This is a genomic window from Aeromonas popoffii (assembly GCF_000820025.1).
GTDB lineage: Bacteria > Pseudomonadota > Gammaproteobacteria > Enterobacterales > Aeromonadaceae > Aeromonas > Aeromonas popoffii.
Genome location: NZ_CDBI01000051.1, coordinates 24,468 through 45,578, shown reverse-complemented (window position 1 = coordinate 45,578; position 21,111 = coordinate 24,468). Strand labels below are relative to the sequence as shown.

Below are 21,111 nucleotides of genomic sequence, written 5' to 3'. Positions count from 1 at the left end.
AAAACCCATGAAACGTACCTTTATTCTGATGATGGACTCTTTCGGTATTGGCGCTGCCGCCGATGCCGACAAGTTCGGAGATGTGGGCGCCAACACCCTTGGCCATATTGCCAAGGCCTGTGCAGCCGGTGAGATTGAAGGCCGTGGCGCCCTCAATCTGCCGAACCTGAACAAGCTGGGTCTGGGCCATGCCGGGGAGCTGGCCTCCGGCTACTTCCCGGCAGGCTTGAAGAAGGATATCGAGGTTGTCGGTGCCTACGGTTTTGCCCAGGAGCTCTCCTCCGGCAAGGACACGCCCTCCGGCCACTGGGAGATCGCTGGCGTGCCCGTGCTGTTCGAGTGGGGTTACTTCAAGGATCACCACAACAGCTTCCCGCAGGAGCTGCTGGACGCCATCGTCGAGAAGGCGGGTCTGCCTGGATATCTGGGCAACTGCCACGCCTCTGGTACCCAGGTGCTGGACGATCTCGGCGAAGAGCACATGCGTACCGGCAAGCCGATCCTCTACACCTCTGCCGACTCTGTGTTCCAGATCGCCTGTCATGAAGAGACCTATGGTCTTGAGAAGCTCTATGAGCTGTGCCACATAGTGCGCGAGCTGCTGGAGCCCTACAACATAGGTCGCGTCATCGCACGTCCGTTCGTGGGTAGCGGCAAGGGCAACTTCAAGCGCACCGGCAACCGTCACGACTACTCGGTGCTGCCACCGGCACCCACTGTGCTGGATTACATGAAAGACGCGGGTGGCCAGGTGGTCTCCATCGGCAAGATCGCCGACATCTATGCCAACCAGGGTATCACCAAGCAGGTGAAGGGTACCGGTCTGACCGAGCTGTGGGATCGCACTTTGGAAGAGGTGAAAGCGGCCGGTGACAATACCATCGTCTTCACCAACTTCGTCGATTTCGACTCCTCCTATGGTCACCGTCGTGACGTGAAAGGCTACGCCGATGCACTGGAGTATTTCGACTCCCGTCTGCCAGAGCTGTTCGCGGTGCTGCAAGATGGCGATGTGGTGGTGCTGACCGCTGATCACGGCTGTGATCCGACCTGGGGCGGCACGGATCACACCCGTGAATACATTCCCGTGCTCTTCTTCGGCAAGCCGGTCAAGGCGGGCTCAGTCGGTCGTCGTGAGACCTTTGCCGATATCGGCCAGAGCATAGCGGCCTACCACGGTTTGCCGAAATTGGAATACGGTACCAGCTTCCTGTAATTTACCCGCCCGTCACCTCGGTGGCGGGCAACCAATAAAGACAATAAAACTCAACCTAGTGTGAAGGAATCAAGAGAATGGCAACTCCTCATATCAATGCGAAAGATGGCGCCTTTGCTGATACCGTACTGATGCCGGGCGACCCCCTGCGCGCCAAGTACATCGCCGAAACCTTCCTGGAGAACGTCGAGCAGGTGTGCGACGTGCGCAGCATGCTCGGCTTCACCGGCACCTACAAGGGTCGTCGTATCTCCGTCATGGGCCACGGCATGGGCATTCCGTCTTGCTCCATCTACGCCAAAGAGCTGATCACCGACTACGGTGTGAAGACCCTGATCCGCGTCGGCTCCTGTGGCGCTGTGCGTGAAGACGTGAAGCTGCGTGACGTAGTGATCGGCATGGGTGCATGTACCGATTCCAAGGTCAACCGTCTGCGCTTCAAGGATCACGACTTCGCCGCCATCGCCGACTTCGGCCTGGTTGCCAATGCTGTGCAAGCCGCCAAAAACAAGGGCGTTGCCGTGCGCGTTGGTAACATCTTCTCTGCCGACCTGTTCTACAGCCCAGACCCTTCTATGTTCGATGTCATGGAAAAGTACGGCATCCTGGGTGTCGAGATGGAAGCCGCCGGTATCTACGGCGTGGCCGCAGAGTACGGTGCCAAGGCACTGACCATCTGCACCGTCTCCGACCATATCCGTACCGGTGAGCAGACCACCTCCGAAGAGCGTCAGCTGACCTTCAACGACATGATCGAAATCGCACTGGACTCTGTGCTGCTGGGTGACTGATCCCGCAGCCTTTGGCTCCACGCAAAACGGCGACCTCAGGGTCGCCGTTTTTATATGTGCAGTTTGGGGTGTGCCCGTTTTTTCAGGGACCGGGCGTCTGGGGCGGGCTCTTCTTCTTGTGCTTGCGTACCCGCATGTAGTTGCGGCGCACGCCGTAGGAGATGAGCAGGCCGGCCAGCAGCGCTACCAGCAGCATCAGCCGCTGTTTTTCTTGCACCACCTTGAGTCGGGTGTCCTTGTCCGCCAGCAGTTTCTGCTCTTCCAGTGTGATGCGCAGGTAGCCTATGGTCTGCTCCCCATCCAGGATCTCCTGCACAAACTGGATGCGGCCCTTTCCCTGTTCCGGCACCGATTTGTTGTTGTCGCCGATGGGCAACAGGCTGTCCAGTGGCACGGCGGCGTCCGATTGGGCGAGGGGGATGCCACGGGCGTCATAGAGGGTGGCATCGAGGATCTCGGGCTCGGCGGCCAGATCCTGGGCCAGCCGTTCCAGCTCGCTGTTCTTGTCTTCCTTGATCCAGCGCTTCATGTCACGGGCGGCATAGGCGACCAGCGCCTGGGCACGGTTGCGCGCCTCGCTGTGCAGCGAGGCCTGGCTCTCGCCCTGCATATGGATGAGCACACCGAGCACCCAGAGGCCGAGCAAAATGCCGGCACCCAGACTGAGAACACGTTTGATGGGAAGATGACGCAAGCGTTGAGCCTCCTGACGACGAGCGGTGGCGGGATCTTGGCGCTTGCCTGTATAAAAAGCAATACGCTACTCTGGGCCCGCGTTGTTAACCCCATGATCATCAAGGAAGGCTCTAACTCTATGCTGTTGTCCCAATTACCTGCTGCCTTGTCCGAGTGGCCAGAGTGCCTGCCCAGTGCCCCCTGGTGGCAATTGACGCCGCAGGCGCTGCTGCCCGTCGCCAAACCGCTGGATGGCGCCTGGCTTGTGCTGTTTGGCAAGCACCTTGCCGCCCGCCATCTGGCACGCCTGGCCGAGTTGCTGGCCGCGCAGGATATGCAGGCTCAGCTCTATCCGCCGAGCACTCCGGCCGGGGTGCCCTTGCTGCTGTTGGGGACGGACAGGTTTTCCCCCGAGCTGGTGCAGTTGCTCAAGACCGGGGAGTGGGACATCGACATCTGCCATTTGCCGGTGCTGCCGACTCTGAGTGAGCCCGGCTTGCTGGTGATGGACATGGACTCCACCGCCATCCAGATCGAGTGCATCGACGAGATCGCCCGTCTGGCGGGAGTGGGCGAGCAGGTGGCCGCCGTGACGGCCGCCGCCATGCAGGGCAAGCTGGAGTTCTCCGACAGCCTGCGCAATCGGGTCGCCCTGCTGGCAGGGGCGCCGGTCACCATCCTCGACGAGGTGGCGGCCCAAATGCCCTGGATGCCGGGCTTGCAACTGATGGTCGATACCCTCAAGCAGGCGGGCTGGAAGGTGGCGATCGCCTCGGGGGGCTTCACCCGCTTCGCTGGCGAGCTGCAGCAGGTGCTGGGGCTGGACGCCATCTTCGCCAACGAGCTGGCGGTTGAGGAGGGGCGACTGACCGGCAAGGTGAGCGGGCGCATAGTGGACGCCAGCGTCAAGGCCGAGGTGCTGCAACAGCTGGCGCAGGAGTACGGCATTGTTGCCGCCCAGACTGTGGCCATCGGCGATGGTGCTAACGATCTCAAGATGATGGCGGTGGCCGCTCTTGGCATTGCCATCCACGCCAAGCCGCTGGTACGGGCCCAGGCGGCCGCCACCCTCAACCATCATGATTTGGAAGGGGTCATCTGCTTGCTCGGTGCTCTTGCCTGTCGCGATCGCCGTTGGGATCGTCACGGATCTTGAGTTACCTGCCCCATGTCATGGAGGACCTGGCATAGTGATGGAACTGTTACAGCAGTCCCTGTTTATTCCCTGTGGTGAGCACCAGCTGCACGTGCGCCACATTCAGCCACGGGTCGCCGTGCATGCTGAGCCGATCCTGATGGTGCATGGTGCCATCGAGAATGGCCGTATCTTCTATACCGAATCGGGCAAGGGGCTTGCTTGTTTCCTGGCGCGCCACGGTTATCAGGTCTATGTGGCCGACCTGCGCGGCCGGGGTCTGAGCACCCCGGCTATTGCCGTGCAAGCCGGGCATGGCCAGCACGAGCTGATCACCGAGGATCTGCCGGCCCTGCACCGCTGGATTGCGGCGCGCCATGCCGGCTTCAGGCTGCACTGGATGGCTCACTCCTGGGGGGGCGTCATCATGGCCTCGACCCTGGTGCGTTTGCCTGAGTTGGCCGGGCAGATCGCCAGCCTGGTGTTCTTTGGTACCAAGCGTGGCATCTCGGTGCAGAACCCGGAACGCTGGTTGAAGGTGGATCTCATCTGGAATCGGCTGGCGCCCTGGCTGGCGCGGCGCAGCGGTTTTCTGGCTGCCCGCAGCCTGAAGATGGGGGCCGATGACGAGTCGCTGCGCTACCTGCAGGAGACTATCCCCTGGATCAAGTGCGGCCCCTGGCAGGATCCGCACGACGGCTTTGTCTATGACGAAGCGGCGGCCAGGGTCAACTGGCCGCCGCTCTGGATGATTTCAGCCAAGGCTGACAAGGTATTGGGGCACCCGACCGACGTGCGTCGCTTCAGTGCCGAGATGGGGGCTGCCACACGCCACACCCGGCTTGGCAAGGACAACGGCAACCGGCTCGATTACGATCACATCAACATGCTGACGGCGCCACAGGCACAAGAGGATCACTTCCCGCAGATCCTCGCGTGGCTGCTCAATCCGCAGACGGCGTGATGGCGAGACCAGGCTGGTTTGCCTGGTCGATATCCGCGCTTGGGCCGGTTCATTGGCATGAGTTGCCGCTCAATTGATGGGCGGGGTGATGCCGAGCCGGAACAGGGTGGCCTGGCTGGTATCGGTTAGTTCACCCACACCCACCACGCTCCACAACTCCTCCTCCAGCTTCCTGGCCTTGTGGATGGCGAACTTGGCGATGTAATCCAGCTCGTTGGCGATGAAGTTGGTATCGGGTCGGCCGGTGCGAGAAATGCCAACCAGCACCGAATAAAACTCCCCCTGACGCAGTGCCAGCTCGATGAAGCTGCGTTTTTCCGCCATGTCCTGAAAACTGCTGGCCAGCCGGCTGGAGAAGACGGGCAAGCCGGCCGGCGTGCGCAGACTGGCGATGTAGACCTCTTCCTCCTGTGGCTTGTCTTCCCGTTCGATGGCGCGCAGCGGGTTCATGATCAGCTGCTTGAGCAGATCCCCGTGGAACAGGGGATAGAGGTTGTCCTGATCCCCCTTCTCGGCACAGGCCCGCAACAGACGTGACAGGCTGCGATCCTGCGGGGCATGGCCTACCGAGGCCGGCTTGGGTGCGCCCTTCAGTTTGTTGATGTAGACGGGGGCGCTGAAGATATGATGGGTGTAGATGTTGCGCAGCGCCCTGGCCATGCCGCGGTAACGACGCTGCTCCTGCGCTGCCTTGAGTTTGTTCTGGTTGCTCTCGATCAACAAGCTGAAGAATTGGCGACCGATGTGGCGCTCAGGGTCCCCCTCGATACACAGATGCAGCATGGTCCGGGTCAGGTTGATACTGACCAGTCGGTAGGGGAGGCGTTGCAAATCCATGCTCTTGGAGAGCTCCTGCAGGCGGGGTAAGGCGAGGGTGACTATGTCATCTTTTTCGCCCTCGAACGCCTCTTCCAGCTCTATTTGCATGCCGTGGGCCGAGATGTCGCGGGTCCAACCAAGCCAGGCCCGCCCGTTGTGTTTGATGGCGACGGCTGTCTTGTGGATGTAGCGTGCCTCTTTGCGCAACTGCACATAATGCAGCGTCTCGATCTCGAAGGGGGCGGCCCCAAGATCATGGCCGAAGCGCTGCAGTTCGTTGGCATTATTGCTGAACTCCCCCTCCTGGCGGAACTCATCGCGCAGGGATTCCTGACTGATGTCTTGCAGCAGGCCGCAGTAGCCGATCTGCTTGAGCCGTTCGAGCAGCAGGATGTCTTGCAGCTGTGGATTCTCGAGCCCTTGCAACTGGCCGACGTCAGCTTCCCGTAACTCGCACGCCTCCAGCGAGAATTTGTAGACACGCCAGCTGGGGCGGCGGGAGCCTACCTGGAAAAAGAGCGCAGTGAGGCCGCTCTGGCGCAGCTCCTCGGCGGTGGCCGAGAAGAAGTAGATATGGCTGCGCACCGTATGGGTAAAGCAGTAGATGAGCGTCTCTACAGTAGCGCCGGGGGCCGGGCAGAGCTGTTTCATTCGCTCGGCACTGAAGAGCCCCGCCAGTGCGTCACGATTCTTCTCGTCTCGCCAGTACTCTAGTAGATGCTGGTTGTTCTCGGTACGCAGGGCAATCTCGAGGTTGGGGTTGTCACCAGTGCCGAAGAAGAGCGGCATGCCAGTCATCCGTGGCAGGTAAAACTGCTCATATCCCTTGATGATGGCGGCGGAAAGCAGATAGTCGACGCTGACTCGATAACGGATCTTGTTGGCGTCGATAAAGTCGCTGAGGAAGGCATCGAATGCTGGCTGTTCACCCGATCGCACCAGCCGCAGCCAATATTTTCCCTCTTTGCTCTCTTCGCCGAGGATCTGGTAGCCGACCGGCTGGTGCAGCACCGGATTGGGGGTATCCCGCTCCAGCCCGGTGAAGAAGACCTCGACCTGCGCGCCGGTGTGATAGCTGGGCAGATAGGGCACCGATACCCGCATCCCACCCAGCGAGAGATCGGAGCTCTTGGCGAACAGCTTCTCCCCATCCTGAAACTTGATCAGCACCGGCGAGCTGAAGTGCATCCGCTCCTGACGTCGGCCGTAGTAGCTGGCGAAGGGGATGGGATTGACATCGTATTGGCGAAACGGGCTGGCAGGGGGGGGCAAGGAACCGTCACCCTTGCTCTGGGGGTGTTTCTGCCAATGTTGCAGCGCCTCGTTGACACCCAGGGTGTAGGTATCCCGGTAGAGATAGCACTGGGACTGAAACAGGCCTATGGCCTCGGCCGGCATGAAGTGGGTGATCCCTTCAAACTCATGGACCAGGCACTCTTCGCCCAGCTCGTCGCGCATGTCGATGACACGCCGGCAGGGGGTGCATTTGCGCTTTATCTCCATCTTGAGCAGGAAACGGCGGTTGCTGTTTTCGTCCTGCGTCAGGCGATTGAAGATGTCATCGAAATCTTTTTCTCTGAGCAGAGGAATGAGCTGTTCAATCAGGTGCTGTTGTTGTTCTGAATCCATGTGTTCCTGCCAAGGAAAGTCACTTTTCCGATTCTGGGTTTGATCTGTCGGTCGCAAACAAGTATATCAAGCAGGAATTCATCCTGTCCCCGAGTTATCCATGGCCAAAAATAAAACTGCCTATGTTTGTACCGAATGTGGTGCCGACTTCACACGCTGGCAAGGCCAGTGCGGCGAATGCAAGGAGTGGAACACCATCACTGAGGTGCGTCTTGGCTCAGTGACGCCGGGCAAACATGCCCGCTACACAGGCTACGCCGGCGCCATCGGCAGTCAGGTTCAGACGCTGGCGGAGATCGCCACCACAGAGATCCCCCGTTTTTCTTCCGGTTTCAAGGAGCTGGATCGGGTGCTCGGTGGCGGCGTTGTGCCAGGTTCGGCCATTCTGATTGGCGGCAATCCGGGGGCGGGCAAGTCAACCCTGCTGTTGCAGACCATGTGCGGTCTGGCTGAGCGGATGAAGACTCTCTATGTGACTGGGGAAGAGTCGCTGCAGCAGGTGGCGATGCGTGCCAGCCGGCTGGGGCTGCCTACCGACAAGCTGCGCATGCTGTCCGAGACCAGTGTCGAGCAGATTTGCATCATAGCTCAGCAGGAGCAGCCGCAGATCATGGTCATCGACTCCATCCAGGTGATGCATGTGGCCGATGTTCAGTCATCTCCCGGTTCCGTTTCCCAGGTGCGGGAGGCCGCGGCCCTGTTGACCCGTTACGCCAAGCAGAATCACGTCGCCATCTTCATGGTGGGCCATGTGACCAAGGATGGCACCCTGGCGGGTCCCAAGGTGCTGGAGCACTGTGTCGACTGTTCTGTATTGCTGGATGGCGCCAACGATTCGCGCTTTCGCACTCTGCGTTCCCACAAGAACCGCTTCGGTGCCGTCAACGAACTCGGTGTGTTTGCCATGACGGGGCAGGGCATGCGCGAGGTGAGCAACCCTTCCGCTATCTTCCTCAGCCGGGGTGAGGAGCAGGCCCCCGGCTCCATCGTCATGGTGATCTGGGAGGGTACCCGACCGCTGCTGGTGGAGCTGCAGGCACTGGTGGACTACTCCCAGCTATCCAACCCGCGCCGGGTGGCCGTGGGGATGGATCACAACCGTCTCGCCATGCTGCTGGCTGTACTGCATCGTCATGGCGGGCTGCAGATGGCGGATCAGGATGTCTTTATCAACGTGGTGGGGGGCGTCAAGGTTGAAGAGACCAGTGCGGATCTGGCCCTGTTGCTGGCCATGGTTTCCAGCTTTAGAGATCAGGCCTTGCCCAAGGATCTGGTGGTGTTTGGTGAGGTGGGCCTGTCCGGCGAGATCCGGCCAGTACCATCCGGTCAGGAACGGCTGCAGGAGGCCGCCAAGCACGGTTTCCGCCGTGCCATAGTGCCCTATGCCAATGCGCCCAAGCACCCTATCGAGGGGATGGAAGTGGTGCCGGTGAAAAAACTGGCAGATGCGCTGGAAGCCTTGTGACCATTGATGCAGCCGCGTTCTAAACGTAGATTTAGCCGATCTCGGCAATCAATCCAGGCAATAAAAAGAGCGCCATCGGCGCTAATGCCAGTCAGTTAAGCATTTTTATGACTAAAAATTCGAGATATTGAATATCAAAAGCTGTTCCATGGTTAAAGAGTCAATTTGGCTCCAACCCTTGCCCTGACTGGCATGCAATAAAAAGAGGGAGGCATCATGCCTCCCTCACTCTTTAGCCCTTATCCCCTGCGGGTTGGGACTCAAATTCTCTTAACTGACTGGCATTACGCCATCGGCGCTCCTTTCTATTGCATCTGGAGGGCTCCTCAGGGATGAGGGTGTTCCAGATGCTCGTTTAGCAGTTGTTCCAGTTCACGATGGAGCAGCTCTTCATCTCCTACGTTGAGCTCTACCATCCGCTTGAGGTGGGTCGCACTGTCGATGTCGATATGGTGGCAGTAGAATCCCAGCTTCTTGCTGGCCTCATGGGTCAGTTCGACCTGCATCTTGATCTCGATGTCGCTGCCGCTCAGGACGAAGCCCAGTTCATACTCTTTGTTGTCGTTGCTCTCCCAGCCATCGGGCCGGATCAAGAGCGCCCCCTGGAGGGATATATCCACCAGCTGGGTACGCCATTTCTTATCGCCCTGGACGAGGTCGGCCATGGTCAAGTAGAGGATTCGTGAAAAACGGCGACGCTCGGACATTCTCATCTCCTGTCAGCAATAGGGTTTGGTGCTAAAGGTCATAACAGAGTGTAATGTACCTTGCGCATCAGGATCTTGAACTGGCTCCGAAATTGGATATCAAACCTGTCGGGTACTGAGTGATTCTACCACTTGCAACGCCTTGACCAGCCGATCCTCCTGTTTGAAGCGATCCTCCAGTACCGGGCCGAGTTGATTCAGATCTTCATCCAGCAGCAGCAACTGAGCCTCATCTGCGTTGCTGTACTTGTCGTTGAATTCCAGTGCGAATTCGGTGCATGCCCGAATATTGGGATAGATGCGCTTGGCCAGCTCTAGTTTGTCGCCGCTGGCTTTTTCGAAGGCGGTGACCACATGGTTGTAGATCTCGAAGTGGCCGGCGCTGACGTAATCGACCAGTTGCTCGCAGAAACGCTGCAGTTCGACATGGCCGGGGAGTGAGCGCTGTTTGGCGCGGGCTGGCGTCAGCCCGGCGAGCCGCATGTATTCAACCAGCAGAGCCTGCCTGGCATCCAGCCAGTCATCGATAGCCCTATGCTTTCCTGCCAATGCGCGTTTGGTTTGTTCCAGTTCAGTTAACATAATCCCTCCGTGGGGCATAGGCATGGAGTGCTATCGCTACAGGCCTCCGGCCTTTCTTATTGACTGACGACACTCCCTATAACTAGGGAAAATCCTGTTGACCGTCAATAGGTGTATGGGGATATTGTTACATCTGATGGTGTTTTGGCTACAAGACGCCATCACTTGCTCTCCTCTTCCAATCCATCGCGATAACGAAGGGGTGAGATTTGTGACTATTTCCGCAGATCTTGATGAAAACCCCAGCATTCAAGCCAACCTAGCTGATAAAGCCTTTGCCTGAGTGTTTTTTTTTGAATAGAGTGACTCGGTGCTAAATGCCCGATCATAAAGGAAATGTTATGAACAAAGCTCAACTTGTCGATGCAATTGCCGCCAAAGCCGATCTGAGCAAAGCTCAGGCCAAAGTTGCTCTGGAAGAGATCATCAATGGTATTACCCAGAGCCTGAAAGAAGGCGATGCTGTGCAGTTGGTGGGTTTTGGTACCTTCAAGGTGAACCATCGCGCGGGCCGTACTGGCCGTAACCCGCAAACTGGTAAAGAAATCCAGATTGCAGCCGCGAATGTGCCGTCCTTTGTGGCAGGCAAGGCGCTCAAAGACGCCGTCAAGTAATCGTGTAAAACCCGGCGCCAGCCGGGTTTTTTATTGCCATCGTCAGCGGAATTTGTTTCAGATACACTCAAGATATGGCGTGCGCCGTAGTGAGGTGGATGATGGAACAGAAAAATGCCATTCGGCAGGTTGCCGTACCTTGGGCTCCGTCCCGCCAACTCCCCCCAGGCCTGGTTGTGGCCGAACTTCATCAGGATATCTGGAGTGACTCTCTGACCGTCATGCTGGGTCGGGCGCGCAGCATAGATCTGCCGCCCCAGATCCTGTGCCGGGTCTACTTTCGTCATATCTTCGCGGTGCGGGTCATGGAGGATTGCGATCTGTCGGAAGGCAAGGAGAGCCATGCCATCGAGGAGCAGATCCAGCTCATCACCCCGTCCCGTTTTGCCAGCTGGTTCCATCAGGAATCGGAGGGGCTTCATCTGGACGAGGATCTGCAGCACTATCGCATCTCGACTTGGGACTACTGTGCCGATGTGCTGACGTCATTTGCACCCGAACTGCAGTTTGTGGACAAGGGGTCGTAGCGTCAGCGCGATGGCCACGCATAGAAAAGCCGGTAACACCAGGTGTTACCGGCTTTTTCATTGGTGGGCGGGAACGGGTTAAGGGTCAGCCCAGCTGCGGCTCCCTGTGCAGCCATAAACCTGTGAAGCGATACAGGATTATTCCACCGAGTCGGCGCTGGCGAATTCCGGCACCTTGCCCATGGCATCCAGTACGACCTGGATGCCGGCACCCGGTTTGCAGGCGTTTTCGCTCAGGTGGCGACGCCAGGCACGGGCACCCTGCATGTTCTGGAACAGTCCCAGCATGTGGCGGGTCATGTGGGAGAGGTAGTTGCCCTTGGCCAGCTCCTGCTCCATGTAGGGCAGCATCATCCGTACCACCTCATGACGGCTAGGAACGTCGCCCGTCAGGCCGAACAGCTGGCTGTCCACCTGCGCCAGGATATAGGGATTCTGATAGGCTTCGCGCCCCATCATCACGCCATCGACATGCTGCAGATGCTCGAGGGTCTGCTCCATGGAGGTGACGCCACCATTGAGGGCGATGGTCAGCTCGGGGTAATCCTGTTTGACCCGGTAGACGCGCGGGTAATCGAGTGGCGGGATCTCGCGGTTCTCACGCGGGCTCAGGCCGCTCAGCCACGCCTTGCGGGCGTGCACGATAAAGGTATCGCAACCGGCGTCGCGAACTTGCTCGATAAAGGCCTGCAAAAATTCGTAAGAGTCCTGATCGTCGATACCGATGCGGGTCTTGACCGTCACCGGGATATCGACCACATCGCGCATCGCCTTGACGCAGTCGGCCACCAGCGCGGGTTCGCCCATCAGGCAGGCACCGAAGCGGCCATTCTGGACCCGATCCGACGGGCAACCCACGTTGAGGTTGATCTCGTCATAACCGCGCTCCTGTGCCAGTCTGGCGCAGTGGGCAAGATCCGCCGGGTTGCTGCCACCCAGTTGCAGCGAGATGGGATGCTCCTGCTCGCTATAGCCCAGATAATCCCCTTTGCCATGGATGATAGCGCCCGTGGTCACCATCTCGGTATAGAGCAAGGTCTGGCGGGTCATCAGACGGTGAAAATAACGGCAATGCCGATCGGTCCAGTCCAGCATGGGGGCGATGGAAAAACGCTGCGCCTGCATAAAAATCATCCGGGTTGGCTAAACAAAGGGGGCGGATTTTATCACAACGTGAGGCAGCCCCAGAAAATGAATTTTGTCGCCGCGCCACCGGGGGCCCTGTGATAGTATCCGGCTAATAAGTAAAGGGTATTTGCGTGATCATGAATCAAGACCAACTTTTACAACGAGCCGAACGACTCTGCGAACAACGCGGGATCCGCTTCACCCCTACCCGGCGTCAGGTGTTCACTCTGCTGGCTGCCCACGGCAATGCCATCAGCGCCTATGATTTGTTAGCCCAGCTGCAGCAAACAGAGGCTCACGCCAAGCCGCCTACAGTCTATCGGGCACTCGATTTTCTGCTCGAACAGGGCTTTGCCCACAAGGTGGAGTCGCTCAACGCCTTCATATTCTGTTGTCACTTTGACCATGCTCATCCCATGCAACTGCTGATCTGCGACCGATGCGGCGAGGTGGTCGAACTCCATGACACGGCGATCGACAGCGCGTTTTCCGAGCAGGCCCATCAGCATGGTTTTACTATTACCAATAAGACAATAGAGGCACATGGCCAATGTGCTCGCTGTACGACCACCGTAGGACATCAACATGAAGGCTGATTTTGTAAACCCGTTCCTGCTTTCCCTGCTCAATGTGCTCTCCACCATGGCGCAGTTGGAGCTTAAACCGGGTAAGCCCAAGCGCAAGATGGATGAGCTGGCGCGAGGCGATGTCTCCGGCCTCATCGGCATGGTGGGTCCGCAGACCCGTGGCTCGCTTTCCATCAGCTTCGAGAAGGGGTTAGCGTTGGAGATCATGCGTCGCATGCTGGGGGAGGCCCCCGCCACCATCAATGAAGAAGTGACCGACATGGTGGGTGAGATCACCAACATGGTTACCGGTGGTGCCAAGCGCATGCTGGGAGAGAAAGGTTACGAGTTCGACATGGCGACCCCTATCATAGTCTCCGGTCCCAACCACACCATCACCCATAGAGCCGATGGCACCAAGATCATGATGCCGTTCGAGTCAGATTACGGCCGGGCCACCATCGAAATCTGCTTCGAGTAACCTTATGTGGAAAGCGCTGAAGTGGTTCTTCATCGGCTGGGCACTGTTGCTCATCCTGTCTGATATCCAGATCAACACCTCGCTGTACAAGTACGATGACAACAAGGTGGTGGTGAGCTTTCCGCGCTGGCAGGCAGAGAGTCCCTGGGGCACCTTACAATGGCATGCCGGTCGGATTGAGACCCACTGGTATGGCCTGGAAGGCAGGCCCAAACCGGTAGAGCCCCTGCTTTGAAATCGATGACAAATCAGAGAAATGAAAGAGGCCAGCATATGCTGGCCTCTTTTTTACTGGTTTGAGAGTGGTGGTCAGGCGGCTTCGGCAGCCAGCTTCTCATTGGAACGCATCACAATGCCAAGGCCACAGGCAAGCAGGGTTGGCAGCAACCAGGCTAGCCCCTTGTCAAACAGCGGCAGGAAGGCGAAGGCATCCATCTTCATGCCGGCAGCGCCCAGACCATCTAGGCAACCGAACAGGAATGCCACCATCAAGACGGAGCGGAACACCAGACGAGGACGACCGAAGTAACCCTTCAGGAAGGTGACCAGCACCAGGGCTACGGCGACCGGATAGATGGCAACCAGCACGGGAATGGAGAGGCTGATGAGTTGGCTCAGGCCCACGTTGGCGACGATGGCGCAGATGGTGCCCAGCAGCACGACCAGCTTCTTGTAAGCCACACCGGTGAGGTTATGGAAGAAGTCGGAGCAGGCGGAGATGAGGCCCACGGCTGTGGTGAAGCAGGCCAGAGTGATGATGGCCGCCAGGATGAACTGACCCGGCTGGCCAAACAGGCTCAACACATAGGCGTTGACGATGGCGCCGCCATTGCTGACATCGGTGGCTACCCCGGCCGCTGTGTTACCCAGCTGGAACAGGGAGATATAGACCACGGACAGACCGATGGCTGAGATGACGCCGGCGATGGCCAGATATTTGAACTGGCTCTTGTAGTCGTGGATGCCTTTCTGACGCAGCAGATCAACGATCAGGGCGCCAAACATCAGGGACGCCAGGGTGTCCATGGTGTTGTAGCCTTCCAGGATCCCTTTCACGAAGGGGCCGTTCTGGTAGTCACCGGACGCAGCTGGCATTGTACCTTGTGGCGCGATGAACACACCCACGGCCAGGGTCAGCAGCAGCAGCATCAACAGCGGGGTCAGGTACTTGCCGACGGCATCCATCAGCTTGCCCCGGTTCATGGAGACCAACATGGCGATACCGAAGAAGATCACGGTATAGACTGCCAGACCGGCTTGACCCATATCACCGATGAAAGGCTTGATTCCCATCTCGTAGGCAACCAGACCGGTACGGGGCGCAGCAAAGGCGGGGCCGATAATGATATAGATGGCAACGGCCAGCGCGGTAGCAACACCGGCAGGCAGCAGCTTGGTCATGCCAGCCCAGCCATTACCCGCCTTGGCGACGGCGAGGATGGTGATGAGGGGCAGGCCCACGGCGGTCACCAAAAAGCCCAGCATGGCCAGGGAGAGGTGTTCGCCTGCCATGTAGCCAGCCAGCGGCGGGAAAATGATGTTACCGGCGCCCAGATAGAAGGCAAAGGTCATGAAGCCCAATCCGAGTACATCGGATAATGTGAGTGATTTCGTCAAGTTCAACCTCGTCTGTCTTGTAAACTATTGCTTGTTATAGTTTTTTATTGGTCAGTGACCGGCGTTGTTCGGGGGTAAAAAAAAGAGCCCCGCGTGTTTTTTCATCACAACCAGTGGTTTGAGCTGGTCTGGAGCGGGCGCTCGTTTGAGAGTCAGCATAATGGCGTGAAAAAATAGTTCAAGACGAAATTTACATCTTCAAATAGAAGGGGTGGGTCAGTTGGATGTATCTGTCGGAATAGGCTCCATCAGCAGAATGGATCACAATCTCACCCTGCTCACACCTGCTTAATCCTCTGCCAAGTAGCAATAAAACACGATTTGCCTCTTTACCTACTCTGGTGATAACAGCTGTATAACAAACACCATACAGATCATAATCCGCCGAGATGCATAAAATTTCATCGGCCATGGCGGTCGGTAGCACCAGCGCCACCTGCCCGGCAGCGCTCAGCAAACGGTGGCACGCAGCCAGTAGATCCCGGCTGCCGAGCGCCCCTGTATGGCGGGCCAGCGCTCTGGCCTGATCGCTAAATGACTGGCCTGCCGAGAAATAGGGCGGGTTGGAGACGATGAGATCGTAGCGAGTGGCCTGATAATCTTGAATGGCGTTTTCCACTATGTTGACCCGTGAGGTCCAGGGGGAGGCGGCCACATTCGCGCGCGCCTGTGTCGCTGCATCCCTATCCAGTTCCACCCCGTCGATGAGGCAGTCGGATCGGCTGCGCTGGGCCAGCATCAGTGCAATCAGGCCGCTGCCTGTGCCAATGTCAAGCACCCGGTGGGCGTTGGCAACCGGTGCCCAGGCGCCTAGCAGTATGCCATCCGTGCCTACCTTCATGGCGCAGCGGTCGTGCTCGATATGAAACTGTTTGAAGGTAAAACCACTATTTCGTCCCATCTGACCCCCACCATATGCCGGCTACACAGAAAATGGTCGGCGATTATAGCGACTAAGCCACAGTCCCCATAGGAGCCGACGACATAATCGCCTATAATCTGCCGTTTCCTTAATGACCGAGTATTGCCATGAGCCAGTCCTTTGATGATTTCGACCTGAATCCAGCCCTCAACCGGGCCTTGGCCGAGATGGGATTCACCCGCCCCACCACCATCCAGCAGATGGTGCTGGAGCCAGCCCTGGACGGCCGCGATATTCTGGCATCCGCTCCGACCGGTACCGGCAAGACGGGCGCCTTCCTGCTGCCCGCCCTGCAGCATCTGCTGGACTTCCCGCGCCGCAAGCCGGGTCCGTGCCGCATGCTGATCCTGACCCCGACCCGCGAGCTGGCCCTGCAGGTCACCGCCCACGCCAAGGCGTTGGCGGTGCACACCAACCTCAGCATCGAGACCATCATCGGTGGCGTCAGCCACGACGAGCAGCTGCCAGCCCTGACCAAGACCACCGACATCGTAGTGGCGACCCCGGGTCGTCTGCTTGAGTACATCGAGAAAGAGGAGTTCGAGAGCCACGACATCGAGGTGCTGGTGCTGGATGAAGCGGATCGCATGCTGGACATGGGCTTCATCAAAGACGTGAATCGTATCGTGGCCGAGGCGCGCTATCGCAAGCACACCATGCTGTTCTCCGCCACCCTGGAAGGGGCTGGTCTTGAGAAGTTTGCCAACGAGATCCTCAACGAGCCGGTGGAGCTGCACGCCGAGCCGCCCCGCAGTGAGCGTCGCCCCATCACCCAGTGGGTGCATCTGGCCGATGATGCCGCCCACAAGCTGGCCCTGCTGGTGCATATCCTCAAGGATCCTGAAACCCAGAAAGCCATCGTCTTTGTCAGAACCCGTGAACGGCTGGCGGAGCTCTCCGGCCAGTTGCAGGCTGCCGGCGTCTCCTGCGCCTGGATCCGTGGCGAGATGGAGCAGAGCAAGCGCATCGAATCGATCCGCAAGTTCCATGCGGGCGAAGTGCCTTTCCTCATCGCTACCGACGTCGCTGCCCGTGGCATCGACCTGCCCAACGTCAGCCATGTCATCAACTACGACATGCCTTATGGCACCGATGTGTATGTGCACCGTATCGGTCGGACTGGCCGTGCCGGCAACCGTGGCTGTGCCATCAGCCTGGTGGAGGCGCACGACATGGGCATGGTCGCCAAGATAGAGCGTTACACCGAAGAGCGCCTCAAGCGCCGGGTGATCGATGAACTGCGTCCCAAGCACAAAGAGGCGCGGGTACCGGTGAAGAAGAAAAAGCCGAAGGATGGCAAGAAGAAGAGTGCCAAGAAGAAAAAGAAGTAAGCCATGCCTGCAGCAACGGTCATCCTCGGATGGCCGTTTTGCTTGTTGCCTGTGGTGAATGTGCCTGTATTCGCGGATAGCGTGCAGAAAAAAGCCGACGTATAAACGTCGGCTGATAAAAAGTGCTTACAACAGAGGATTCATGTATTCAGACCCGGGGATCCTGAATTTGGTTCCCTCTTTCTGTAATTAATTTTCGGCGCGTTTAAACATCAGGGTCTGAGCGTCAGACTCTTCTGGCACGAAGTAGTAACCATCGCTGTTGAAGCCGGTCAATTGTTCCACCTCGGTCAGCCGGTGCTTGATGATGTGACGGGCCATCATGCCACGCGCCTTCTTGGCGTAAAAGCTGATGATCTTGAACTGGCCGTTCTTCTCGTCCTTGAAAACTGGGGTGACGATCCTGCCCTTCAGGGCTTTCGCTCGTACCGACTTGAAATACTCGTCAGAGGCCAGGTTGATCAGCACCTCGTCCCCTTGCGCCGCCAGCGCTGCATTGATGTGCTGGGTAATCACATCCCCCCAAAACTGGTAGAGGTCCTTGCCGCGACTGTTATCGAGCCGGGTCCCCATCTCCAGCCGATACGGCATCATGAGATCGAGCGGACGCAGCACGCCATAGAGACCTGACAGCATGCGCAGGTGCCCTTGGGCAAAATCGAGATCCGCGTCGCTGAAATCCTCCACCGCCAGCCCCGTGTAGACATCTCCCTTGAACGCCAGCAGTGCCTGGCGGGCATTGCCTGGGTGGAAGTCAGGTTGCCATTGGGCGAAGCGGGCGGCGTTGAGGCCGGCCAGCTTGTCGCTGATCTTCATCAGACTGGCGATCTGATCCGGCGTTAGCTGGCGGGCCCGGGTGATCAGCTCGGCTGAGTGATCCAGCAATTCGGGTTGGGTGAAACGGGAGCTCACCAGAGGCGACTCGTAATCCAGCGTTTTGGCTGGGGAAACCACAATCAGCATAACGATCCTTTATAGCGGTGACACACGCCCCTCATTCATCCAGGGTGACGTTGTCGAGTGTGCCTGCACCCAGCTGCTCACGGCCGGACAGCTTTATCAGCAGTCGCAGGTCGTTGGCGGAGTCGGCATGGGCAAGGGCCTCACTGTAGCCAATTTGGCCAGCACAGAACAGAGTGAACAGCGCCTGATCGAAGGTCTGCATGCCGAGCTCGGTGGACTTGGTCATCACCTCCTTGAGGCGATGCATCTCCCCCTTGCGGATGATGTCGGTAATGAGCGGGGTGTTGAGCAGTACCTCGAAGGCCGCAAAACGGCGGCGACCGTCCACGCTCGGTAGCAGTTGCTGGGCCACGATGGCGCGCAGGTTGAAGGAGAGATCAAACAGAAACTGTCGGTGTTTCTCCTGCGGCACCAGGTGGAGGATGCGATCCAGTGCCTGATTGGCATTGTTGGCGTGCAGGGTGGCGAGACAGAGGTGACCCGTCTCGGCAAATTGCAGCGCAAACTCCATGGTCTCAGAGCTTCGGATCTCGCCGATGAGGATCACGTCCGGCGCCTGGCGCAGCGAACTCTTCAGTGCCACGTCGAACGACTCTGTGTCTATCCCCACCTCCCGCTGGGTGATCAGGCTGCGGCCGTGCTGGTGTACGAACTCCACCGGGTCTTCCACTGTCAGTATATGGCCATCGGCATGCTGGTTGCGAAACCCTATCATGGCGGCCTGGGTGGTGGACTTGCCCGCACCGGTGGCGCCGACAAACAGCACCAGCCCGCGCTTGGCCATGGCCACCTCCTGCAAGATGGGGGGCAGGGTCAGCTCGTCGAAGGTCGGGATCCGGGTCTCGATGCGGCGCAGTACCATGCCAGGCAACTCCTGCTGCCAGAAGGCGCTGACCCGAAAACGGCCAAGATCTTCGCGGTGGATGGCGTAGTTAGCTTCCTTGGTGCGGATGTAGCGCTCGAAGTGATCGCTACTGAGGGTATCTCTGACCAGCGCCAGCGCCCCCTTCTTGTCGAGCGCCTCGCCCCCCAGCGACACCAGATGGCCATTCACCTTGAGGGTGGGCGGCGAGCCCACCGTCACAAACAGATCCGACCCCTTTCGCTTGACCAGCTCGGTCAGCAGATCATCCAGATTCATCATTTATCCCTCCCTGGGTTTGAGGCTCTTAAACGCTGTTGGGGTCGACCGCCTTGGCCTTGGCATCCAGGGAGGCCACCACGCCACGACTGACCAGTTGCTTGAGGCTCTGATCCATGGTCTGCATGCCGTGGGTCATCCCGGTCTGGATCACCGAGTAGAGCTGGGCGATCTTGTCTTCCCGGATGAGGTTGCGCACCGCGGGTATGCCCATCATGATCTCGTGGGCCGCCACCCGGCCACCGCCGATCCGCTTGAGCAGGGTCTGGGAGATGACGGCGCGCAGGGATTCAGAGAGCATGGATCGCACCATGTCTTTTTCCGCGCCGGGGAAGACGTCGATGATACGATCTATGGTCTTGGCCGCTGACGAGGTGTGCAGGGTGCCAAATACCAGGTGGCCCGTCTCGGCCGCCGTCATGGCCAGACGTATGGTCTCGAGATCGCGCATCTCGCCCACCAGTATGATGTCCGGGTCTTCCCGCAGTGCCGAGCGCAGGGCGTTGCTGAAGCTCTTGGTATCGCGGTGTACTTCCCGCTGGTTCACCAGACAGCGTTTGTTCTCGTGTACGAATTCGATGGGGTCTTCGATAGTGAGTATGTGGTGGTGGAAGTTCTCGTTGATGTAGTTGACCATGGCCGCCAGTGTGGTGGACTTGCCCGAGCCGGTCGGGCCTGTCACCAGCACCAGGCCGCGGGGGTATTCGGAGATCTTGCGAAAGATCTCGGGGGCATCGAGATCCTCCAGACTCAGTACCGTGCTGGGGATGGTACGAAACACGGCCCCCGAACCGCGCGATTGCTGGAAGGCGTTGACCCGGAAGCGGGCCAGATTGGGCACCTCGAACGAGAAGTCGACCTCGAAGTTCTCCTCCAGCTCCTTGCGCTGGTGGTCGTTCATGATGTCGTAAATGAGGGCATGCACTTCCCGGTGTTCCAGGGCGGGCAAATTGATCTTGCGAACCTCACCATCAACCCGGATCATCGGGGGAACCCCGGCCGAGAGGTGTAGATCCGAGGCTTTATGCTTTACACTGAAAGCCAATAACTCTGTGATATCCATAGATTTGTCATTCTCCCATCACAAGATCACTAACGAAATATGAGCCAAATTGCCCAGCACCTGCTTCAGGTAAAGGAGCGTATTGTACAAGCCGCGAGCAAGTCGGGTCGTTGTGTCGATCACATCCACCTGCTTGCGGTCAGTAAAACCAAGCCACTTGAGGCCATTTGCGAGGCCTACACCGCCGGCCAGCGCCGCTTCGGTGAGTCCTATGCCCAGGAGGCGGCCACCAAGATAGATACCTTGCGCCAGCAGCCGGAATATAGCGATATCGAGTGGCACTTTATCGGCCCGCTGCAATCGAACAAGTCCCGGCTGGTGGCCGAACGGTTCGATTGGGTACAGAGTGTGGACAGAGACAAGCTGATCGAGCGTCTCGACAACCAGCGTCCTGACGGGTTGGCGCCGCTAAATGTCTGTCTGCAAATCAATATTAGCGGAGAGAGCAGCAAATCCGGAACGTCTGAGCAAGAGATTTTCCGGCTGGCCGAGCTGGTCTCACGCAGCGAGCGGCTGGTATTAAGGGGGCTGATGGCCATCCCGGAGCATACCAGTGACGAGGTGGTATTGGCTGCCCAGATGGTACGCATGCAGACTCTGTTCACCGAGCTTGCGCGGCAATACCCGAGCGTCGATACCCTCTCGATGGGCATGACAGAGGATCTTGAGCTGGCGATCGTCCATGGCAGCACCATGGTGCGGGTCGGCACAGCCATCTTCGGTGCTCGTGACTATTCCTAAGCAAGAGCACCTGATGCAATATGGAACCCTCGCC

General features: G+C 58.5%; 22 protein-coding genes. 12 read left to right on the top strand and 10 right to left on the bottom strand.

The window, feature by feature from the left end:
- Positions 1 to 7: 7 nt before the first annotated feature.
- Positions 8 to 1,216 carry a phosphopentomutase gene (locus BN1129_RS10080; RefSeq protein WP_042036193.1) on the top strand — a complete coding sequence of 403 codons (1,209 nt, stop codon included), beginning with the start codon at positions 8 to 10 and terminating at the stop codon, positions 1,214 to 1,216.
- A gap of 77 nt (positions 1,217 to 1,293) precedes the next feature.
- Positions 1,294 to 2,007, top strand: a complete 714-nt coding sequence (gene deoD, locus BN1129_RS10075) for a purine-nucleoside phosphorylase (protein ID WP_042036191.1) — start codon at positions 1,294 to 1,296, stop codon at positions 2,005 to 2,007.
- Positions 2,008 to 2,089: 82 nt separating this feature from the next.
- On the opposite strand, the gene BN1129_RS10070 is transcribed toward deoD, so the two are convergent.
- Positions 2,090 to 2,701, bottom strand: a complete 612-nt coding sequence (locus BN1129_RS10070; RefSeq protein ID WP_042036189.1) for an AhpA/YtjB family protein — start codon at positions 2,699 to 2,701, stop codon at positions 2,090 to 2,092.
- 120 nt (positions 2,702 to 2,821) lie between these two features.
- Here BN1129_RS10070 and serB point away from each other — a divergent pair, with 120 nt between their 5' ends.
- Entirely contained in the window at positions 2,822 to 3,838 is a 1,017-nt protein-coding gene (gene serB, locus BN1129_RS10065; RefSeq protein WP_042036188.1) for a phosphoserine phosphatase SerB, read from the top strand.
- A 37-nt stretch (positions 3,839 to 3,875) separates the two neighbouring features.
- A complete protein-coding gene (locus BN1129_RS10060) occupies positions 3,876 to 4,781 on the top strand; it encodes an alpha/beta fold hydrolase (RefSeq protein WP_042036187.1) in 906 nt (301 codons plus the stop codon).
- A gap of 69 nt (positions 4,782 to 4,850) precedes the next feature.
- Here BN1129_RS10060 and BN1129_RS10055 read toward each other — a convergent pair whose 3' ends face one another.
- The gene (locus tag BN1129_RS10055) at positions 4,851 to 7,229 is read right to left on the bottom strand and encodes a PilZ domain-containing protein (protein ID WP_042036185.1); all 2,379 of its coding nucleotides are present in this window, start codon (positions 7,227 to 7,229) and stop codon (positions 4,851 to 4,853) included.
- Positions 7,230 to 7,329: 100 nt separating this feature from the next.
- Here BN1129_RS10055 and radA point away from each other — a divergent pair, with 100 nt between their 5' ends.
- A complete protein-coding gene (gene radA / locus BN1129_RS10050) occupies positions 7,330 to 8,694 on the top strand; it encodes a DNA repair protein RadA (protein ID WP_042036184.1) in 1,365 nt (454 codons plus the stop codon).
- Positions 8,695 to 9,020: 326 nt separating this feature from the next.
- Here the strand turns inward: radA and BN1129_RS10045 are convergent, their stop codons facing one another.
- Positions 9,021 to 9,401 carry a PilZ domain-containing protein gene (locus BN1129_RS10045; RefSeq protein WP_042036182.1) on the bottom strand — a complete coding sequence of 127 codons (381 nt, stop codon included), beginning with the start codon at positions 9,399 to 9,401 and terminating at the stop codon, positions 9,021 to 9,023.
- 99 nt (positions 9,402 to 9,500) lie between these two features.
- A complete protein-coding gene (locus tag BN1129_RS10040) occupies positions 9,501 to 9,983 on the bottom strand; it encodes an Rsd/AlgQ family anti-sigma factor (protein ID WP_042036180.1) in 483 nt (160 codons plus the stop codon).
- A 341-nt stretch (positions 9,984 to 10,324) separates the two neighbouring features.
- On the opposite strand from BN1129_RS10040, the gene hupA reads away from it, so the two are divergent.
- Positions 10,325 to 10,597 (top strand): nucleoid-associated protein HU-alpha, encoded by a 273-nt coding sequence (gene hupA, locus BN1129_RS10035; RefSeq protein ID WP_005305063.1) that lies wholly within the window; start codon positions 10,325 to 10,327, stop codon positions 10,595 to 10,597.
- A 101-nt stretch (positions 10,598 to 10,698) separates the two neighbouring features.
- A complete protein-coding gene (locus tag BN1129_RS10030; protein WP_042036178.1) occupies positions 10,699 to 11,124 on the top strand; it encodes a hypothetical protein in 426 nt (141 codons plus the stop codon).
- Between the two features lie 138 nt (positions 11,125 to 11,262).
- Here BN1129_RS10030 and dusA read toward each other — a convergent pair whose 3' ends face one another.
- Entirely contained in the window at positions 11,263 to 12,249 is a 987-nt protein-coding gene (gene dusA / locus BN1129_RS10025; RefSeq protein WP_042036176.1) for a tRNA dihydrouridine(20/20a) synthase DusA, read from the bottom strand.
- A 140-nt stretch (positions 12,250 to 12,389) separates the two neighbouring features.
- Between dusA and zur the strand changes: the two genes are divergently transcribed.
- The 3 genes from zur to BN1129_RS10010 are packed head-to-tail and all read left to right on the top strand — an operon-like array spanning position 12,390 to position 13,534.
- Positions 12,390 to 12,848 carry a zinc uptake transcriptional repressor Zur gene (zur, locus tag BN1129_RS22440; protein WP_084204620.1) on the top strand — a complete coding sequence of 153 codons (459 nt, stop codon included), beginning with the start codon at positions 12,390 to 12,392 and terminating at the stop codon, positions 12,846 to 12,848.
- Positions 12,838 to 13,299, top strand: coding sequence for a chemotaxis protein CheX (locus tag BN1129_RS10015; RefSeq protein WP_016351979.1), 462 nt, complete (start codon positions 12,838 to 12,840; stop codon positions 13,297 to 13,299). The genes zur and BN1129_RS10015 overlap by 11 nt, the downstream gene beginning before the upstream one ends.
- Before the next feature lie 4 nt (positions 13,300 to 13,303).
- On the top strand, positions 13,304 to 13,534 hold the full coding sequence (locus BN1129_RS10010; protein WP_042036171.1) for a hypothetical protein: 231 nt from the start codon (positions 13,304 to 13,306) through the stop codon (positions 13,532 to 13,534).
- 74 nt (positions 13,535 to 13,608) lie between these two features.
- Here the strand turns inward: BN1129_RS10010 and brnQ are convergent, their stop codons facing one another.
- Together brnQ and BN1129_RS10000 are read right to left on the bottom strand one after the other, a co-directional pair.
- Positions 13,609 to 14,871, bottom strand: a complete 1,263-nt coding sequence (gene brnQ / locus BN1129_RS10005; protein WP_042036170.1) for a branched-chain amino acid transport system II carrier protein — start codon at positions 14,869 to 14,871, stop codon at positions 13,609 to 13,611.
- A 235-nt stretch (positions 14,872 to 15,106) separates the two neighbouring features.
- A complete protein-coding gene (locus BN1129_RS10000) occupies positions 15,107 to 15,817 on the bottom strand; it encodes a tRNA1(Val) (adenine(37)-N6)-methyltransferase (protein ID WP_042036169.1) in 711 nt (236 codons plus the stop codon).
- A gap of 128 nt (positions 15,818 to 15,945) precedes the next feature.
- Here BN1129_RS10000 and srmB point away from each other — a divergent pair, with 128 nt between their 5' ends.
- Positions 15,946 to 17,169, top strand: a complete 1,224-nt coding sequence (gene srmB / locus BN1129_RS09995; RefSeq protein WP_042036167.1) for an ATP-dependent RNA helicase SrmB — start codon at positions 15,946 to 15,948, stop codon at positions 17,167 to 17,169.
- A gap of 189 nt (positions 17,170 to 17,358) precedes the next feature.
- On the opposite strand, the gene yaaA is transcribed toward srmB, so the two are convergent.
- Genes yaaA through tapT form a run of 3 tightly spaced genes read right to left on the bottom strand, consistent with a single transcriptional unit; the run spans position 17,359 to position 20,336 of the window.
- Positions 17,359 to 18,132 carry a peroxide stress protein YaaA gene (gene yaaA, locus BN1129_RS09990; protein WP_042036165.1) on the bottom strand — a complete coding sequence of 258 codons (774 nt, stop codon included), beginning with the start codon at positions 18,130 to 18,132 and terminating at the stop codon, positions 17,359 to 17,361.
- 31 nt (positions 18,133 to 18,163) lie between these two features.
- On the bottom strand, positions 18,164 to 19,273 hold the full coding sequence (gene tapU, locus BN1129_RS09985) for a type IVa pilus ATPase TapU (RefSeq protein WP_042036218.1): 1,110 nt from the start codon (positions 19,271 to 19,273) through the stop codon (positions 18,164 to 18,166).
- A gap of 28 nt (positions 19,274 to 19,301) precedes the next feature.
- Positions 19,302 to 20,336 carry a type IVa pilus ATPase TapT gene (tapT, locus tag BN1129_RS09980; protein WP_005320466.1) on the bottom strand — a complete coding sequence of 345 codons (1,035 nt, stop codon included), beginning with the start codon at positions 20,334 to 20,336 and terminating at the stop codon, positions 19,302 to 19,304.
- A gap of 39 nt (positions 20,337 to 20,375) precedes the next feature.
- Here tapT and BN1129_RS09975 point away from each other — a divergent pair, with 39 nt between their 5' ends.
- On the top strand, positions 20,376 to 21,077 hold the full coding sequence (locus BN1129_RS09975; protein WP_042036164.1) for a YggS family pyridoxal phosphate-dependent enzyme: 702 nt from the start codon (positions 20,376 to 20,378) through the stop codon (positions 21,075 to 21,077).
- Positions 21,078 to 21,111: the final 34 nt, after the last annotated feature.

Excerpts from the sequence above, each read along its gene's own strand:
- BN1129_RS10080 (WP_042036193.1), top strand. The coding sequence starts at position 8 with ATGAAACGTACCTTTATTCTGATGATGGACTCTTTCGGTATTGGCGCT.
- deoD (WP_042036191.1), top strand. The coding sequence starts at position 1,294 with ATGGCAACTCCTCATATCAATGCGAAAGATGGCGCCTTTGCTGATACC.
- serB (WP_042036188.1), top strand. The coding sequence starts at position 2,822 with ATGCTGTTGTCCCAATTACCTGCTGCCTTGTCCGAGTGGCCAGAGTGC.
- BN1129_RS10060 (WP_042036187.1), top strand. The coding sequence starts at position 3,876 with ATGGAACTGTTACAGCAGTCCCTGTTTATTCCCTGTGGTGAGCACCAG.
- BN1129_RS10055 (WP_042036185.1), bottom strand. The coding sequence starts at position 7,229 with ATGGATTCAGAACAACAACAGCACCTGATTGAACAGCTCATTCCTCTG.
- radA (WP_042036184.1), top strand. The coding sequence starts at position 7,330 with ATGGCCAAAAATAAAACTGCCTATGTTTGTACCGAATGTGGTGCCGAC.
- BN1129_RS10045 (WP_042036182.1), bottom strand. The coding sequence starts at position 9,401 with ATGTCCGAGCGTCGCCGTTTTTCACGAATCCTCTACTTGACCATGGCC.
- BN1129_RS10040 (WP_042036180.1), bottom strand. The coding sequence starts at position 9,983 with ATGTTAACTGAACTGGAACAAACCAAACGCGCATTGGCAGGAAAGCAT.
- hupA (WP_005305063.1), top strand. The coding sequence starts at position 10,325 with ATGAACAAAGCTCAACTTGTCGATGCAATTGCCGCCAAAGCCGATCTG.
- BN1129_RS10030 (WP_042036178.1), top strand. The coding sequence starts at position 10,699 with ATGGAACAGAAAAATGCCATTCGGCAGGTTGCCGTACCTTGGGCTCCG.
- dusA (WP_042036176.1), bottom strand. The coding sequence starts at position 12,249 with ATGCAGGCGCAGCGTTTTTCCATCGCCCCCATGCTGGACTGGACCGAT.
- zur (WP_084204620.1), top strand. The coding sequence starts at position 12,390 with ATGAATCAAGACCAACTTTTACAACGAGCCGAACGACTCTGCGAACAA.
- BN1129_RS10015 (WP_016351979.1), top strand. The coding sequence starts at position 12,838 with ATGAAGGCTGATTTTGTAAACCCGTTCCTGCTTTCCCTGCTCAATGTG.
- BN1129_RS10010 (WP_042036171.1), top strand. The coding sequence starts at position 13,304 with ATGTGGAAAGCGCTGAAGTGGTTCTTCATCGGCTGGGCACTGTTGCTC.
- brnQ (WP_042036170.1), bottom strand. The coding sequence starts at position 14,871 with ATGACCTTTGCCTTCTATCTGGGCGCCGGTAACATCATTTTCCCGCCG.
- BN1129_RS10000 (WP_042036169.1), bottom strand. The coding sequence starts at position 15,817 with ATGGGACGAAATAGTGGTTTTACCTTCAAACAGTTTCATATCGAGCAC.
- srmB (WP_042036167.1), top strand. The coding sequence starts at position 15,946 with ATGAGCCAGTCCTTTGATGATTTCGACCTGAATCCAGCCCTCAACCGG.
- yaaA (WP_042036165.1), bottom strand. The coding sequence starts at position 18,132 with ATGCTGATTGTGGTTTCCCCAGCCAAAACGCTGGATTACGAGTCGCCT.
- tapU (WP_042036218.1), bottom strand. The coding sequence starts at position 19,273 with ATGAATCTGGATGATCTGCTGACCGAGCTGGTCAAGCGAAAGGGGTCG.
- tapT (WP_005320466.1), bottom strand. The coding sequence starts at position 20,336 with ATGGATATCACAGAGTTATTGGCTTTCAGTGTAAAGCATAAAGCCTCG.
- BN1129_RS09975 (WP_042036164.1), top strand. The coding sequence starts at position 20,376 with ATGAGCCAAATTGCCCAGCACCTGCTTCAGGTAAAGGAGCGTATTGTA.